At 75.7% G+C, this 15,751-nt stretch carries 12 protein-coding genes; 4 read left to right on the top strand and 8 right to left on the bottom strand.

Going from position 1 to position 15,751, the window contains the following annotated elements:
• Positions 1–42 precede the first annotated feature (42 nt).
• Positions 43–1,653, bottom strand: coding sequence for an MFS transporter (locus tag HNR12_RS26460; protein WP_179770091.1), 1,611 nt, complete (start codon positions 1,651–1,653; stop codon positions 43–45).
• A gap of 120 nt (positions 1,654–1,773) precedes the next feature.
• Between HNR12_RS26460 and HNR12_RS29325 the strand changes: the two genes are divergently transcribed.
• Positions 1,774–4,962, top strand: coding sequence for a BTAD domain-containing putative transcriptional regulator (locus HNR12_RS29325; RefSeq protein WP_179770092.1), 3,189 nt, complete (start codon positions 1,774–1,776; stop codon positions 4,960–4,962).
• 303 nt (positions 4,963–5,265) lie between these two features.
• Positions 5,266–5,871: a response regulator transcription factor gene (locus HNR12_RS26470; RefSeq protein ID WP_179770093.1), complete on the top strand. Its 606-nt coding sequence runs from the start codon at positions 5,266–5,268 to the stop codon at positions 5,869–5,871.
• A 35-nt stretch (positions 5,872–5,906) separates the two neighbouring features.
• Here HNR12_RS26470 and HNR12_RS26475 read toward each other — a convergent pair whose 3' ends face one another.
• Positions 5,907–8,246 (bottom strand): TOMM precursor leader peptide-binding protein, encoded by a 2,340-nt coding sequence (locus HNR12_RS26475; RefSeq protein WP_338119830.1) that lies wholly within the window; start codon positions 8,244–8,246, stop codon positions 5,907–5,909.
• 212 nt (positions 8,247–8,458) lie between these two features.
• Here HNR12_RS26475 and HNR12_RS26480 point away from each other — a divergent pair, with 212 nt between their 5' ends.
• A complete protein-coding gene (locus tag HNR12_RS26480; RefSeq protein WP_179770095.1) occupies positions 8,459–9,484 on the top strand; it encodes a Gfo/Idh/MocA family protein in 1,026 nt (341 codons plus the stop codon).
• 16 nt (positions 9,485–9,500) lie between these two features.
• Positions 9,501–10,739, top strand: coding sequence for a class I SAM-dependent methyltransferase (locus tag HNR12_RS26485; RefSeq protein WP_179770096.1), 1,239 nt, complete (start codon positions 9,501–9,503; stop codon positions 10,737–10,739).
• 75 nt (positions 10,740–10,814) lie between these two features.
• On the opposite strand, the gene HNR12_RS26490 is transcribed toward HNR12_RS26485, so the two are convergent.
• The 6 genes from HNR12_RS26490 to rfbA form a co-directional block, all read right to left on the bottom strand.
• Positions 10,815–11,939: a nucleotide disphospho-sugar-binding domain-containing protein gene (locus HNR12_RS26490; protein WP_179770097.1), complete on the bottom strand. Its 1,125-nt coding sequence runs from the start codon at positions 11,937–11,939 to the stop codon at positions 10,815–10,817.
• A gap of 106 nt (positions 11,940–12,045) precedes the next feature.
• Positions 12,046–12,591, bottom strand: coding sequence for a TetR/AcrR family transcriptional regulator (locus HNR12_RS26495; RefSeq protein ID WP_179770098.1), 546 nt, complete (start codon positions 12,589–12,591; stop codon positions 12,046–12,048).
• A 79-nt stretch (positions 12,592–12,670) separates the two neighbouring features.
• Positions 12,671–13,222 (bottom strand): TetR/AcrR family transcriptional regulator, encoded by a 552-nt coding sequence (locus tag HNR12_RS26500; RefSeq protein WP_179770099.1) that lies wholly within the window; start codon positions 13,220–13,222, stop codon positions 12,671–12,673.
• Between the two features lie 61 nt (positions 13,223–13,283).
• The gene (locus HNR12_RS26505; RefSeq protein WP_179770100.1) at positions 13,284–13,895 is read right to left on the bottom strand and encodes a dTDP-4-dehydrorhamnose 3,5-epimerase family protein; all 612 of its coding nucleotides are present in this window, start codon (positions 13,893–13,895) and stop codon (positions 13,284–13,286) included.
• Positions 13,896–13,902: 7 nt separating this feature from the next.
• On the bottom strand, positions 13,903–14,607 hold the full coding sequence (locus HNR12_RS26510; protein WP_179770101.1) for a methyltransferase: 705 nt from the start codon (positions 14,605–14,607) through the stop codon (positions 13,903–13,905).
• Positions 14,577–15,581, bottom strand: a complete 1,005-nt coding sequence (gene rfbA, locus HNR12_RS26515; protein WP_179770102.1) for a glucose-1-phosphate thymidylyltransferase RfbA — start codon at positions 15,579–15,581, stop codon at positions 14,577–14,579. The genes HNR12_RS26510 and rfbA overlap by 31 nt, the downstream gene beginning before the upstream one ends.
• Between the last annotated feature and the right edge of the window lie 170 nt (positions 15,582–15,751).

The following is a 15,751-nucleotide window of genomic DNA, read 5'->3' on the forward strand; positions in this document are numbered from 1 at the left end:
CCGTGCGGCGGATCCGTTGGCGCCCGCGCGGGTCGCGCGCGGTTACTCGGCGGCGATGCGCTCCTGGCGCTGCTCGCGCCGCTCAGCGGCCTCCGCGTCCGGCGTGCCGGCGGTCTGGGGCGCGTCCTCGCCCTCCTGCCCGCCGCGCTTGCGGCGGGAGTCCAGGAAGAACCCGGAGAGGACGGCCAGGACCAGCAGTACCGCCACGCTGGTGTAGGACACGGCGGCCTGCCCGGAGGTGAAGGCCGCGCGGGCGGCCTCCAGCACCGCCGCGCCGGTGCCGGAGGCCAGCTCCTGGGCCACCGCGGTGGCGCCGGCGATGCTGTCCACCGCCTGCGGAGCGGCCGACTCCGGCACGCCCGCCGGAAGGCTGTCGCTCATCTGCGAGCGGTAGACGGCCGAGCCGATCGCGCCGAGGGTGGCCACGCCCAGCGCCATGCCCATCTCCGAGGCTGTCTCCGACATCGAGGACGCCGAACCGCTCTTCTCCTTGGGCGCCGCCGCGATCACCAGGTCGATCACCAGCACCATCAGGGGGCCGATGCCGATGGAGATGATCATGGAGGCGGCCACCGGCAGCCAGAGGGCGGAGTCGGGGCCGGCCTGGGCGAACATGAGGAACCCGCAGGCCATCACGAGCAGCCCCAGGGCGATCGTGCGGCCGGGGCCGATGCGCTGGGCCAGCGGCGGCGACACCATCGAGCCGAGGATGTTGGCCGCCGCGAACGGCGCCATCCACAGCCCGGCGGCCAGCGCCGACAGGCCCATGGACAGCTGGAGGTACTGGGCCAGCAGCAGGATGAAGGAGCCCTGGACCAGGGTGCCCAGCAGCAGGCTGCCCAGCCCAACCGTGAAGGCGCGGTGGCGGAACAGGCCCAGCTCCATCAGCGGGTCGCGCAGCCGCCGCTGGCGCCGCACGAACAGCCAGCCGAACACCGCGGCCACGGCGATCACGACGAACGTCGAGACCTGCCAGCCCTCGCGGGCGGCGTCCTTGAAGGCGTAGACGAACGGCAGGATCGCGGCCAGCGACAGGACCACGCTGAACAGGTCCAGCCGCCCGGGGACGGGGTCGCGGTACTCGGGCAGCAGCAGCGGGGCGGTGATCAGCAGCAGCACCATCACGGGGACGGCCATGAGGAACACCGCGCCCCACCAGAACCACTCCAGCAGGACGCCGCCGGCCATGGGGCCGATGGCGCCGCCGGCGGCGAAGCAGGAGCCCCACACCGCGATGGCGAAGCCGCGCTGGCGGGCGTCGTGGAACATGTTGCTGATGAGCGACAGCGTCGAGGGCATCAGCGTGGCACCCGAGATGCCCAGCAGCGCGCGGGCGGCGATCAGGGTCTCGGGCGTGGGCGCGTAGGCGGCGGCCACCGAGGCGGCGCCGAAGGCCGTGGCCCCGATCATCAGCAGCCGGCGGCGGCCGATCCGGTCGCCCAGCGTGCCCATGGTGATCAGGAAGCCGGCGACCATGAAGCCGTAGATGTCGAGGATCCACAGCTGCTCGGTGCTGGTGGGGTCGAGGTCGGCGGCCAGGTGCGGCAGCGCCAGGTGCAGTGCGGTGAGGTCGAGCGAGAGCAGCAGGATCGGCAGAGCCAGCACGGCCAGGCCGACCCACTCCTTCACTCCGGCCTTGGAACCGGATGACATGGTCCTTCCTTCCCCTCGCGGGCGCGGATCGCGCCGTCTGGCCACCAGGGTGGCCAGCGGGGGTTCCGGAGAGGTTGCGGTCCCCGGGCGCCGGACCGGAACCTGTACTAGGCTGCCCCCATGCGGTTCGGCGTTCTCGGGCCTGTGCAGGTGTGGAGCGCCGACGGGCGGCTGGTTCCGGTGCCCGAGGCCAAGGTGCGCGCCATCCTGGCCGCCCTGCTCATGCGCAACGGCACCCCCGCCACCACCGGCGCCCTCATCGAGGAGGTCTGGGAGACCGACCGCCCGGCCGCGCCCGAACGGGTGCTGCGCTCCAAGATCTCCCGGCTGCGCGGCGTGCTCGACTCCGCCGAACCCGGCGGGCGCGACCGCCTCGTGCACCGCCCCGGCGGCTACGCCCTGCGCTTCTCCGACGACGAGCTGGACGCCCTGCGGTTCCGGGCGCTGGTGGAGCACGCCCGCGCCAGCGCCGACCCCGACGTCCGCGCCGCCGCGCTGGAGGAGGCGCTGGACCTGTGGCGGGGCCCCGCGCTGGCCGACGCCGCCGACACCACCGCGCTGCGCCCCTGGGCCGAGCACCTGGAGGAGGACCGGCTCACCGCGATCGAGGAGCGCGCCGACGCCCGCACCGGGCAGGGCCGCCACCCGCTTCTCGCCGACGAGTTGGGCGCGCTGGCCGAGGCCCACCCGCTGCGCGAGCGCATCCGCGCCGCCCACATGCGCGCCCTCTACCGGGCCGGGCGCCAGACCGAGGCGCTGGAGTCCTACGAGCGGCTGCGCGCCGCGCTGGCCGAGGAGCTGGGCGTGGACCCCAGCCCCGAACTCGCCGAGCTGCACGGCGCGATCCTGCGCCAGGACCCCGGCCTCCTGGCCGAGCCCGCCAAGCCCGCGGCCCCGGCCCGCTCCGGGCTGCCCGCGCCGCTGGACGAGTTCGTCGGGCGCGAGGCCGACCTCGCCGACCTGCGCCGGCTGCTGGCGGAGGGCCGCCGCCTGGTCACCCTCACCGGGCCCGGCGGCGTGGGCAAGACCCGGCTGGCGGTGGAGGCCGGGCGGGCCGCCGCCGCGGACTTCGACGCCACCTGGTTCGTGGAGCTGGGCCACCTGCCCGCCGAGACCGGCGACGACCCCGACCGCCTGGCCGACGCCGTCGCCTACGCCGTGGGCATCCGCGACGAGAGCGTGCCGCGCCACGCGCGCGGGCTGGCCCGGCTGGCCGGCGCGCTGTCGGGCACCCGCGGCCTGCTGGTGCTGGACAACTGCGAGCACCTGCTGGGCGCGGCGGCGCCGCTGATCCGCTCCCTGCGCGAGGCGGCGCCCGACCTGCACCTGCTGGCCACCAGCCGGGAGCCGCTGCGGGTGCGCGGCGAGTGGGTCTACCAGGTGGCCCCCCTGCGCGCCGACGGCGACGGGTCGGCCGTGCGGCTGTTCGCCGTGCGCGCGGCCGCCTCGGCGCCGGGCTTCCGCCTCGACGCCCGCACCGAGCCGGTGGTGGCGGCCATCTGCCGGCGGCTGGACGGCCTGCCGCTGGCCCTGGAACTGGCCGCCAACCGGGTGCGCGCCCTGGGCGTGGCCACGCTGGCCGCCGGGCTGGACGACCGGTTCGCCCTGCTGGCCTCGGGCGAGCGCGACGCGCCCGAGCGGCTGCGCACCCTGCGCGCCATGATCGACTGGAGCTGGGACCTGCTGGAGGAGGACGAGCGCGTCGCCCTGCGCCGGGTCTCGGTCTTCTCCGACGGGTTCACCCCCGAGGCCGCGGCGGCGGTGCTGGGCCGCCCGGCCACCGGGTCGCTGGCGCGGCTGGCGGAGTCCTCGCTGGCGGTGCCGATGGAGGGCGCCGACGGCGTGCGGTTCCGGCTGCTGGAGACCATCGCCGCCTACGCCGCCGAGCGGTTGGAGGAGGCCGGCGAGGCCGGCCTCGTGCGCGAGCGCCACATGCGCTTCCACGTGGAGTTCGCCGAGCGGGCCGACGTCGCGCTGCGCGGCGCCGACCAGGCGCTGACCCTGCGGCGGCTCGACGAGTCGGCCAACGACCTGCGCGCCGCCTTCGCCGAGGCGCTGCGCACCGGCGACGCCCACAGCGCGCTGCGGCTGGCGGTGGGCGGGTTCTGGTACCGCTGGCTGCGCGGCCGGCTGGGCGAGGCCCACCGCACGCTCACCTCGGCGCTGGCGCTGCCCGGCGGGCCGCCCGGCCTGCGCGCGCTGGCCGCGGCCTGGCGCACCGGCCTGGAACTGGGCGACCGCGACCTGCCCGACCCCGCCGCCCGGGCGGCCGCCGCCGTGACCGCCTTCCAGGACGCCGGCGACCGCGCCGCCCAGGCGCGCGCGTGGTGGTTCATGGGCCCCATGCTCATGGAGGTCGGCGAGCAGGAGGCGGCCGAGTGGATGCTGGCCGCCGCCCTGGCCGACTTCCGCGAGCGCGGGGACCGCTGGGGTGTGGCGGCGGTGCTGTGCAACCGCGCCTGGCTGGCGCTGATGCGCGGCCGGGCCGACGAGGCCGGGGGCGAGGGCCGGCGCGCCCTGGCCTTGTTCGAGGAGCTGGGCGACGGCTGGGGCCGGCTGGAGGCCATGGCGGTGCTGCGCCGGCACGCCGAGGCCGTGGGCGACCACGCCGAGTCCGCCCGCATCGGCGAGGCCGGGCTGGCGCTGTCGGAGGAGCTGGGCCTGGTGACCAAGACCGGGCACTGGCTGGCGTTCCTGGGCCGCTCGGCGATGCTGGCCGGCGACCTGGAGCGGGCCGCCGGGCTGCTGGAGCGCGCCCACCGCCTTTCCGTGCGCCACGGCGACATCTTCGGCCGCCGGTTCGCCGGGCTGCACCTGGGCGCGCTGGCCCGGCGCCAGGGCCGCTCGGCCGAGGCCGAGACCCTGCTGGAGGCGTGGCTGGGCGAGCGCGGCGGCGAGCAGCCCACCGAGGAGCGGGCGATGGCGCTGACCGAACTGGGTTTCGCCGCGCTGGCGCGGGGCGACGCCGCGGCGGCGCTGACCCGCCACCGGCGCGCGCTGGCCACGGCGCGGTCCACGGCCTCGGGCCAGGCGGTGGCGGCGGCGTGCGCGGGGCTGGCCGCCACGGCCGCGGCCCTCGGGCGGGGGGCCGACGCCGCGCTCCTGCTCGGCGCGGCGGCGGGCGCGCGCGGGGGCACCCGGCCGGCCGCGGCCGAGGCCGCCGAGGCCGAGCGGATCGCCGAGGCGGTCCGGAAAATCGCCGGTGCCGACGAATTCGACGCGCAATTCGAACAAGGGCGGCGAACGGGTGTGCGCAGTGCGGAGAACATCGCCGCTTCCTGGGACAACGCCCTCACCGAAGGTGCCTAAGACCGGCCCGCATTTGTTCGCCGCGAATTGACGGGGAGTTGCCGGTGAGTGCGCTCGGCGCATGCGCGCCGGCCAATCGCGCCACCGCGCCTATTTAAGGGAGTTGCGACTACGCTCCGCATGAGCCGTGACCCCATTATCACTCTCCGTACCGCTGCGGGAAAATACTGGCTTAATCGGGTCGTAATGGTATTCTTCCGTGATAGGGATTGCAGGGGCGCGTGGGGTGCCGCCGCCGTGCGCTCCGCCGTTTCCGGGCGCGCTTCGCGGAGCGGCGCCCGGAGGCAGGGTGACGGTCTTTTCATGATCAGCGTGGTCTTGGCAGAGGACATGCACATGGTGCGCGGGGCACTGGTATCGCTGCTCCGGCTGGAATCCGATATCAACGTTGTGGCGGAAATCGTCTCCGGCGACGATATCCTTCCGGCGGTGCTCAAACACCGGCCCGACGTCGCCATTCTCGACATTGATCTTCCCGGAAAGGACGGGTTGTCCGCGGCGGCCGACATCCACGAGCAGGCGCCCGAGACCCGCACACTCATTCTCACCAGCATCGGCAAGCCCGGCGCGCTGCGCCGCGCGCTTTCGGCGAAGGTCGACGGATTCCTGCTCAAGGACGCACCGCCGCACGAACTCGCCGAGGCGGTGCGGCGGGTGCATTCGGGCCGGCGCGTCATCGACGGCGAACTCGCCCTCGCCGCGTTCGAGACCGACGAATGCCCGCTGACCGCGCGCGAACTCGACGTGCTGCGCCGCGCCGCCGACGGCAGCGACGTCCCCGAGATCGCCGCGCAGCTCTACCTGACCGCCGGGACCGTGCGCAACTACCTCGCCTCGGTCACCACCAAGCTCAACGCCCGAAACCGGGTCGACGCGGTGCGCATCGCCCGCGAGGCCGGCTGGGTCTGACCGGCCGGCCCATGAAGGGCTCCCGGCTTCCGACCTCACAGGAACAGCGGCACGGGGTTGAGGTCGGCGTAGGCGACGGGAGCGGCGCGCCGCCCCAGCCGCACGGGCACGTCGAACAGCCGGCCCGGTGCGAACCGCGCCCAGAACGGCCGCAGCCCCGGCACCACCGTGCGCACCACGGGCAGGCCGACGTCGGGGCGGGTCTGGTCCAGCACCAGCATCTCCAGCCCGCGCGCGGCGAACGCGTCGCGCAGCCACAGCACGTCGTCGCGCAGGTCGGCGCGCGCGGCGCGGGGGTAGTCGCCCGGGCCCAGCGCCGGGCGCCCCGGATCCGGCAGCAGGTGCGGCGCGCCCGCCGTGCCCGGGCCCTTCCACCAGCGCTCGGCGTCGGGGTCGCCCCAGTCGGCCACGCCGTCCGGCACGGCCGCGACGAGCTGGTTCATCTCGGCCACCGCCCGGCGCAGCGCCACCGCCGGGTCGAAGTGGCAGCCGAACCCGAACATCACCCGCTCGGGGCCCTCCGCGCACCGCGTCACCGCAGCCATGGCCGGCACCCCCAGGTCGGAGGTCACGTCCAGCACCCAGAACACCCGGCCCAGCCGCGCGTACTCCCCGGCCACGCGCTCCACCCAGGGGTCGGCGAAGGCGCCCGGGTCCACCGCCGGGTGCACCGTGCGGTTGTACCACCACAGCGCCACCGCGTCGCGCTCCACCAGCTCCAGGGCGCCCTGCACCACCGCGTCGGCCACGCTGGAGCCCGCGGCGCAGCCGTTGGAGTCGGCGCGGAAGGGCCGCCACCCCGGCTCACCGGGCGCGCCGAAGTACAGCAGGGCCGTGGGCAGCAGCCGGTGCTCCTCGCGGGTGAGCGACCACACCGGCGTCCAGTCCAGCTCGGCGGTGTCGTCGAAGGGGTCGCACACGAACTGGAAGGCGCCGTGCTCGGCGTTCCACCGCTCCCGGTCGGCGTACTGGCGCGCGTCCACCAGCGTGCAGGTGTCGGGGTGCACGGCCGCCCCGCCCAGGTCGGCGTAGCGGGCCCGCACCCGCTCCTCGTCGCCCTGGAAGGCGCCGCTGTACCGCTCGACCGCCTCGCACAGCGCGCTGACGCGGGCGTCGAGGTCGGTGACCCCCTTGCCGCCGTTCTCGGCGCGCAGCGCCGCGCGCACCCCCGCCAGCCCGGTGCCGGGCGCCGCCGCGTTGGGGCCGGAGCGGTAGGCGTGGAACCCGGGGGGCGCCCCGCGCACCGGGCGCAGCGCCTTGGCGATTCCGGTGACCGGGCCGACCAGGTGGCCGAACTCCTCCAGCACCCGGTGGGGCTCGCGCGCCCGGTGGCCGGTGCCCCCGGCGGCGGCCTTGGGCGCGGACCCCACGCGCACCGGCCGCCGCGTGCGCGCGGCCACCAGGCCGGGGTCGCCGCAGACCGGGCACTGCGGGCGGGCGCGTACCGGGTGCGCGCGGCCCTCCAGCGCGGCGCCGTCCAGCGTCCACACGTACTCGCCCGCGCCCCCGGCGCCGCGCAGCCCCGCGGCCCACCGCAGGACCTCCACCGCCACCAGGTGCGCCGCTGCCGCCTCCAGCGCGGGCAGGCCGGCGGGCGGCGCCGCCGGAGGGCGGGCGCCCGCCGCCCGCAGCGCCGCCAGTTCGGCCTGGCGGTGCGGCCGCAGCCGGTGGGCCAGGCAGTGCCAGCAGCCCGAGTCCGTCCCGGGCGTGAACACCGGGCCGACCCACACCCGCGCGCCGACCGGCCGGCACAGCAGCCACGGCCGCCCGGCGGCGCGGTGGGCGGCGTCCACGCCCTCCAGGCCGGGGGAGAGGTAGTCGGCGCACACCACCACCGACAGCGCGGCGCCCGGATGCGCCGCGCCGGCCCCGCGCCCGGGGCCGCCGACCAGGGGCAGGCCGGCGGCCGCGGCGGCGCGCACCACGTGCGCGCGGTCGGCGCCGTCCACGGAGACCACGCGTACCCGGGGCGGCTCGGGCGGCGCGGCACCCGCCGCGCGCCAGAACGCCGCCCCGGCGCCGGGGGCGGGCTCGGCGGGCACCACCAGGCCCGCGCCGGCCAGCCGGCGCAGCGCCGCCGCGACCGCGCCGGGCGGCTGCCCCGGCGCGGCCGCGGCGAGGGCGGCCGGGCCGCGCGTGCCGTCCAGCAGCGGCGCCAGCGCCTCCACGGCGCCGCCGCGCAGCACGGTCACGCCCCGCTCGGAGAACACGAACACGCCCTCACCCGGAACGGTGCGCGCGGCCAGGCCCGGGGCGAAGGCCAGCGGCGCGTCCGGTCCGCGGGGCGGCGCGCCCGCCTCGGCGGGCGGGGCCGCGCCGGGCGGCGCGCCCGGCTGGGGCGTCCCGTCCCGGGCCGCCCCGTCGTCGGCACGCACCCGACCATCCTCGCCCAGGCGGACGCGGCCCGTGCAGTGCGCGCCGCACGGGCACCGGTGTGCGTTCCTCACGAAGCCGACACAGGCCGCCAGGCTCCGGGCGAAAGGTGACATACCGGCGGGGTCGTGCTCGTGGCGCCGAGGTCGCCCCTCCAAGCTGGGCTGCGCGAAGCCCCGGGCCGCCCGGCCCGGCTCGACGAGAGGGAGCGGTCATGGACAACGGCCGGGGACCCGGCGGCGACCTGCGGTTCGGCCTGCTCGGCTGCGCCGACGTCGCGGTGCGCCGCCTGCTGCCGGCGCTCGCCCGCACACCGGGGGTGCGCCTGGCGCGCACCGCCAGCCGCACGCCCGAGAAGGCCGAGAAGACCGCTGCGGAGTTCGGCGGCGCCACCGCGCGCGACTACACCGCCCTGCTGGCGGCCCCCGACGTCGACGCCGTCTACGTGCCGCTGCCGGCGGCCCTGCACGCGCGCTGGATCGAGGCCGCGCTGCGCGCCGGCAAGCACGTGCTGGCCGAGAAACCGCTGACCACCAGTGCCGCCGACACCGAGCGCCTGCACGCCCTGGCGCTGGAGCGCGGCCTGGTGCTGCGCGAGAACTACACGTTCTGCCACCACCGGCTGCACGACCGGGTGGCCGCGCTCATCGCCGAGGGCGCGGTGGGCGAGCCCCGCCTGTTCCGCTCCGCCTTCGCCATCCCCGCGCGCCCGCCCGGCGACATCCGGCTGCGCCCGGAGTTGGGCGGCGGAGCGCTGCTGGACACCGCCGGGTACCCGCTGCGGGCCGCCGTGCGGTTCCTGGGCACGGGCCTGCGCCTGGCCGGCGCCGTGCTGCACGCCGGCGCCGCCGAGGTCGACCTGGGCGGCGGCGCGCTGCTGAGCGCGCCGGGCGGTGTGGTGGCGCAGTGCTCCTTCGGGCTCGACCACGCCTACACCTCGCACTACCACGTCGTCGGCTCCCAAGGCGCGCTCAGCGTCGAGCACGTCTTCACCCCGCCCGCCGACCGCGTGTCGCGCATCGAGATCACCGGACCGGCCGGGACCCGTACCGAGGAGGTCCCCGCCGACGACCAGTGGGCCAACGCCGTGGCCGACTTCGCCCGCGCCGTGCGGGCCGGCGAGGCCGGCACCACCGCCGAGACCCGGGCGCAGGCGCGCCTGGTGGGCGAGATCGCCGCGGCGGCCCTGCGGGACACCGGCCCGGCGCCGGCGCCGCGCACCGATCCGACCCACCCGTAGAGAGAGGACACACCCCATGGCACAGCGAGCGGACGGCGCGGCCACGTGCCGTATCTGCGCCGGCGCCGTCGAGGAGTTCGTGGACTTCGGCCGCCAGCCGGTGTCGGACTCCTTCGTGACCCCCGAGCGCGCCGGCAGCGAGTACTACTTCCGGCTGGCGGCCGGCGTGTGCACCGCCTGCTCCATGGTGCAACTCACCGAAGAGGTGCCGCGCACCGAGATGTTCCACGACGACTACCCCTACCGCTCCTCCGGCTCGGAGGTCATGCGGCGGCACTTCACCGCCGTGGCCGAGTCGTTCCTGGCCGGGCCGCTGCGCAAGGCCGACCCCTTCGTCCTGGAGATCGGCAGCAACGACGGCATCATGCTGCGCACCGTCAAGGACGCCGGCGTGCGCCACCTGGGCGTGGACCCCTCCATCGGCGCCGCCAAGATCGCCGCCGAGCAGGGGATCCGGGTGTCCACCGAGTTCTTCGAGGAGGACACCGCGCGGCGCATCGCCAAGGACGAGGGCCCGGCCGACGTGGTGTTCTCGGCCAACACCTTCAGCCACATCGCCTACATCGACTCCATCTTCCGGGGCATCGACGCGCTGCTGGCCGAGGACGGGGTGTTCGTGTTCGAGGACCGCTACTTGGGCGACATCGTCCGGCGCACCCTCTTCGACCAGATCTACGACGAGCACTACTACATCTTCGGCGTGACCTCGGTGCGGAACATGGCCCGGCACTTCGGGTTCGAACTGGTCGACGCCGAGCACCTGGACGTCCACGGCGGGTCCATGCGCTACACCGTCATGCGCCCCGGCCGCCGCCCCGCTTCCGAGCGGGTGGCCGCCGCGCTCGCCGAGGAGCGCACCCTGGGCCTGGAGGACCCCGCCGTCTACCGGCGCTTCGCCGCCACCGCCCGCACCGCCTGCGCCGACCTGCGCGCCCTGCTGGAGCGGCTCAAGGCCGAGGGCCGCACGGTGGCCGGCTACGGCGCCACCGCCAAGAGCTCCACCGTGCTCAACTACGCCGGGATCGGCCCCGACCTGCTGCCGGCCGTGCACGACAGCACCGACGCCAAGCAGGGCCGGCTGACCCCGGGCACCCACATCCCGGTGCGCTCGCCCGAGGAGTTCCGCTCGGCCTACCCCGACTACGCGGTGCTGTTCGCCTGGAACCACGCCGCGGAGATCTTCGCCAAGGAGCAGGGCTTCCGCGACGCCGGCGGCCGGTGGATCCTCTACGTCCCCGGGGTCCACATCCGCTGACCGGCACCGCGCCGCGCAACGCGATCGGGCGCCTCCCCCGCGGGGGAGGCGCCCTTGGCGTTGGCCGGCGTCCGCTCAGCGGCGGGCCAGCACCTCCAGCACGGCCACCACCTCGGCCGGGGTGGGCAGCACCGCGATCTCGTCGGCCAGGATCCGCGCCCGCTCCGCGTAGGAGGGGTCGGACAGGATCTTCGCGCAGGCGGCCCGGATGTTCTCCACCGACTGCTCCTCGGGCGCAAGGTCGATCAGCGAGCCGAACCGCACCTGCGGGTCCATCTCGCCGGAGGAGGGGATCTCGCGCACGATGAGCTGGGGCACGCCCGCCGCCATCGCCGTCATGTTGGACCCCACCCCGCCGTGGTGCACGATCAGGTCGCAGGTGGGCGCGATGATGTCCAGCGGCACCCAGCCCGCGCGCGGGCCGCCGCCGTCCTCGCCGCGCAGCAGCGGCGCCACGTCGTCGGGCACCGCGATGACCGTCTCCACGCCCATGTCGGTGAAGGCCGCCGCCAGCGCGCGCAGCGTCGGCACGTCCATGGTGTGCAGGGTGCCCTCGCGGGTGACCCGGCTGCCCGAGGTCAGCAGCACCCGCTTGGCACCGCCGCGGGTGTACATCCACGGCTCCAGCGGGCGCTGGAGGTTGCCCGGGATCCAGCGCAGCGGCTGCTCGCCCTTGCCGACCGGGCCGCGCAGGCTCGGCGGGGCGACGTTGAGCGCCAGGTCGGGAGCCGGGGTCCGCTCCAGGCCCAGGCGGTCCAGGACCGGGCGCAGCGCCTCGTTGGCGCCCTCGTCGTAGCCGCCGGCGTCCAGCACGCCCCAGGGCTGCAGCACCGTGGGCACCCCCAGGATGTGGCCCAGCAGCGCCGCCGGGTAGAACATCCCGCCGCCCAGCACGATGTCGGGGCGCCAGTCGGCGGCGATGCGCTGCAGCGGCTCCAGGGCCTCGGCCGTCGTCCTGCCGTACCAGCGCCCCACGTAGCGCATCTGCTCGGCGGGGTCGCCCGGCAGGTTGGGGTCCAGCGCCTGCTTGGTCTGCGCGGAGATCGAGACCGGCGGCAGGCCCGCCTGGGCGATGGTGGGGGTGACGGTGTCCGGGCCGGCCATGAGGATCTCGTGCCCGGCGTCGCGGGTGGCGCGGGCCAGGGGCGCCTGGGGGAACACCGTCCCCATGCTGCCGCCGGTGATGAACAGGGCCTTCACAGCAGACTCCTCCCTCATGCGACGGGGCGGCCGCACAGCACGGCCGCCCCGGGTAACTGCCTCGGTGGACGGGAACGCCGCCGCGCGGGGCGCGGCGGCGGGGTGGTCAGGCGCGGGCCCGCGCCCGGGTGCCGTTGAACAGCAGTTCAACGATGTAGTCGGGGCCGTCGTCGGCGGCGATGTGCCCCTTGGCCACGCTCCAGGCGCCCACGGCCACCAGCACCCACATGGCCTCGCTCATCCAGGCGGCCGGCAGGTCGGTGCGGAAGACGCCCTCGCGCTGGCCGCGCTCGAACATCAGGGTGGCCCGCTTGCCGATGCGGACGAACGCGTCGTCCAGCTCGCCGGGGCCGTGCAGGGGGTTCTCGCCGTAGAGGAAGGCGAGGAAGGGGGCGTAGGTCCAGGCCTCGGCGATGAGCCGGCGCACCGCGTCCTCGGCGGGCCCCTCCTCGACACGGGCCTTCTCCAGGCTCTCCTCCATCAGGTCGGTGCCCATCTTCCCCAGCGCCCAGATGAGTGCGTAGCGGTCGGGGAAGTGGGAGCGCAGCTCCTCGGAGCTGATGCCGATGCCCGCGGCGACCTCGTCCAGGTCGGCCTGGACCCGGGTCTCGCAGAACTTCGCGGCGGCGGTGATGATCTCTTGGCGGTCCATCTTCCGTCGGTCCTTTCGAGGGGCGCGGCCGGGGGCGCGGGGGGCGCCCCGGCCGGAGGGCGGGCGGGGGCCGGGCCGGCTAGGACTGGGGGGCGGGGACGCGGCGCGCCCCGTCGAGCAGCATCTCCTTGATGCTGCGCGGCCCGTCCTCGGCCGGCAGGTGGTCGTTGCGGACGTTCCACGACGCCACGGCCAGCAGGGACCACAGCGCGGCGCCCATCCAGGCGGCGGGCAGGTCGGTGCGGAAGCTGCCGTCCTCGCGGCCCCGCTCGAACAGCTCGTTGCCGCGGGCGTCGATGCGCTCCAGCGCGGCGTCCAGCTCGGGCGTGCCCACCAGGCGGTTCTCGCCGTAGAGGAAGGCGCGCAGGGGGGCGTGGGGCCAGCACTCGTCCACGATGCGGCGCACCGCGTCCTCGGCGGAGCCCTCGTCCACGCGGGCCGCGTCCAGGCTCTCCTCGATGCGGTCGGTGCCCAGGCGGGCCACGGCCGCGCGCAGCGCGATCTCGTCGGGGAAGTGGGTGCGCAGCTCCTCGGGGGTGACGCCGATGCCCTCGGCGACGTCCTCCAGGGACGACTCGACCTTGTAGACGATGAAGTCGGCGGCAGCTCGGGTGATCTCTTCGCGTTCCATGCCGTTCATTCTCGAAAGGCCGCGCACCCCCCCTCCAGGGTGCGCGGACGGATGTGTCATCTCAGCCGGCGGCCACCTGGGCGCGGTCGATCTCGCGGCAGACGGCGTAGTCGGGGAGCAGCCCGCGGGCGCGCGCCTCGCCCAGCGTGGGGGCGGCGCGGTCGCGCTCGGAGAGCAGCACCGCGCCCTCCCCGGCGGGCAGCTCCAGCCCCAGCTCGGGGTCGGCGGGGGAGATCGAGTGCTCGTTGGCCGGGTCGTACTCGCGGGAGAGGGTGTAGGCCATCACGGTGTCGTCCTCCAGCGCGAGGAACAGGTGGCCCACCCCCGTGGGCAGGTACACCCCCCGCCCCTCGCCGCCGCCCAGCGCGACGCTGTCCCAGGCGCCGAAGGTGGGCGAGCCCACCCGCAGGTCGACCACCACGTCCAGCGCGCGCCCGTGCGGGCAGTAGGCGAACTTGGCCCCGCCGGGGGGCGCGGCGGTGTAGTGCACCCCGCGCAGCACGCCGCGCCGCGAGGTGCTGAAGCTGAGCTGGGCCGGGCGGAACAGGGCGTGGCCCGCCGCCCGCCGCAGCGCCGATTCGGTGTAGGGCGACGCGAACGCGCCCCGCTCGTCGGTGAAGACGGGCGGGGCGCACAGCAGCGCGCCCTCGACGTCGAGTCCGCGCACGTCCATGCCGGCATCAGCCCCCGGAGTCGGCGGGCAGCAGCTCCAGCAGCATGAACCGCGTGGTGGTGGCGCCGTCGTTGTAGGTGGTGGTCATGCTGCGCGCCTCCACCGCGCGCAGCCCGGCCTCGGCGCAGAGCCGGTGCAGCCGCTCCACGTCGCCGTTGGTGTTGAAGCCCAGGAACAGCCGCCCGCCCTCGGTGAGGCGGCGGGGCGCCTCGCGCAGGTAGGCGCGGTGGGAGGCGTAGTCGCGGTCGAACAGCGACCACTCGATGTCGCGGGTGTAGACGAAGGACTCCGGGGCCGGGATCGCGCTGGAGTTCCAGAAGATGAGGTCGAACCGCTCCTCGGGGCCGATCTCGGCGAACATGTCGCTGCGCACCGCGCGCACCCGGTCGGACACGCCGTGGCGGGCGGCGTTGACGCGGGTGTTCTCCACGGCGGCCGCGGCGATGTCGGCGGCCACCACCGCGCGGGCGCCGCGCAGGGCGGCGTAGACCGCGGTGACGCCCGCGCCGCAGCCCATCTCCAGCACGGTGCCCCCGGCGGGGATCGGCAGCCACGAGGTGTAGGCGGCGGTCGAGCGGGAGTTGTGCGGGGCGAACACCCCCGGCAGCAGGTCCCAGCGCAGGTCCAGGAGTTCGAACTCGCGGTCGCGCTGGGAGGTGTCGGTGTGGCGCTCGGCCTCGCTCAGGCCGAGTTGGATGCCGTCGCCGGCCATGGGACCGTCCTCTCCGGGTCGTGGGGCAGCGGACCGGCGGGGTCGCCGGGCCGGAAGGGCGGCTGGAGTTCGGCGCTGCGCAGGAACCCGGGCGGGGTCGTCTCGGCGGCGGCGCGCGCGACCTCCAGGATGTAGCGGCCGTAGGGGGAGTCGGCCTGCCGCTCGCCGAGGCGGCGGCACTCCTCGGCGTCGATGAAGCCCATGCGCAGCGCCACCTCCTCGATGCAGGCGATGCTCACGCCCTGGCGCTGCTCCAGCGTGCGGACGAACTCGCCCGCCTGGATCAGGGAGTCGTGGGTGCCGGTGTCCAGCCAGGCGAAGCCCCGGCCCAGGTCCACCAGCCGGGCGCGGCCCTGCTCCAGGTACACGCGGTTGACGTCGGTGATCTCCAGTTCGCCGCGGGGCGAGGGCTTCAGGGTGCGCGCGATGTCCACCACGTCGGGCTCGTAGAAGTACAGCCCGGTGATGGCGCGGTTGGAGCGCGGCACGCGCGGCTTCTCCTCCAGGGAGACCAGGTTGCCGGCGGCGTCGGCCTCGCCCACCCCGTAGCGGTGGGGGTCGGACACCGCGTAGCCGAACAGGGTGCAGCCCCTGAGCGCCTGCACCTCGCGGGCCAGCAGCGCCGACAGGCCGGTGCCGTGGAAGATGTTGTCGCCCAGCGCCAGGGCCACGGGCTCGTCGCCCACGAAGCCGGCGCCCACGCGGAAGGCGTCGGCCAGCCCGCGCGGCCGGTCCTGCTCGGCGTAGCTGATCTCCATTCCGAGCCCGCTGCCGTCGCCGAGGAGGCGGCGGAAGCCGGGCAGGTCGTGCGGGGTCGAGATGACGAGCACCTCGCGGATGCCGCTGAGCATGAGAACCGACAGCGGGTAGTAGACCATCGGCTTGTTGTAGACCGGCAGCAGCTGCTTGGAGACACCCGAGGTGATCGGGCGCAGCCGGGAGCCGGACCCGCCGGCGAGGATGATCCCCCTCATCGCGACCTCCTTTCGATCGGCGGTTGTGTCGTGGAATCGCTGGTGGCGGAATTCGCCGGGGAGGCGGGTCGCCACAATTTCTCCCGCCTCCCCTTCGGCGGAAGCGGTTTGAGAATCGCATTGCATTTCTCGCGGTGTCAACGAGAACCCCGCTGACCTGACATATGGAT

It is taken from the genome of Streptomonospora nanhaiensis (assembly GCF_013410565.1).
Taxonomy (GTDB): Bacteria; Actinomycetota; Actinomycetes; order Streptosporangiales; family Streptosporangiaceae; genus Streptomonospora; species Streptomonospora nanhaiensis.

Coding starts and splice junctions, on each gene's coding strand:
- HNR12_RS26470 (WP_179770093.1), top strand. CDS start 5,266: ATGATCAGCGTGGTCTTGGCAGAGGACATGCACATGGTGCGCGGGGCA.
- HNR12_RS26485 (WP_179770096.1), top strand. CDS start 9,501: ATGGCACAGCGAGCGGACGGCGCGGCCACGTGCCGTATCTGCGCCGGC.
- HNR12_RS29325 (WP_179770092.1), top strand. CDS start 1,774: ATGCGGTTCGGCGTTCTCGGGCCTGTGCAGGTGTGGAGCGCCGACGGG.
- HNR12_RS26480 (WP_179770095.1), top strand. CDS start 8,459: ATGGACAACGGCCGGGGACCCGGCGGCGACCTGCGGTTCGGCCTGCTC.
- HNR12_RS26460 (WP_179770091.1), bottom strand. CDS start 1,653: ATGTCATCCGGTTCCAAGGCCGGAGTGAAGGAGTGGGTCGGCCTGGCC.
- rfbA (WP_179770102.1), bottom strand. CDS start 15,581: ATGAGGGGGATCATCCTCGCCGGCGGGTCCGGCTCCCGGCTGCGCCCG.
- HNR12_RS26500 (WP_179770099.1), bottom strand. CDS start 13,222: ATGGAACGCGAAGAGATCACCCGAGCTGCCGCCGACTTCATCGTCTAC.
- HNR12_RS26510 (WP_179770101.1), bottom strand. CDS start 14,607: ATGGCCGGCGACGGCATCCAACTCGGCCTGAGCGAGGCCGAGCGCCAC.
- HNR12_RS26505 (WP_179770100.1), bottom strand. CDS start 13,895: ATGGACGTGCGCGGACTCGACGTCGAGGGCGCGCTGCTGTGCGCCCCG.
- HNR12_RS26495 (WP_179770098.1), bottom strand. CDS start 12,591: ATGGACCGCCAAGAGATCATCACCGCCGCCGCGAAGTTCTGCGAGACC.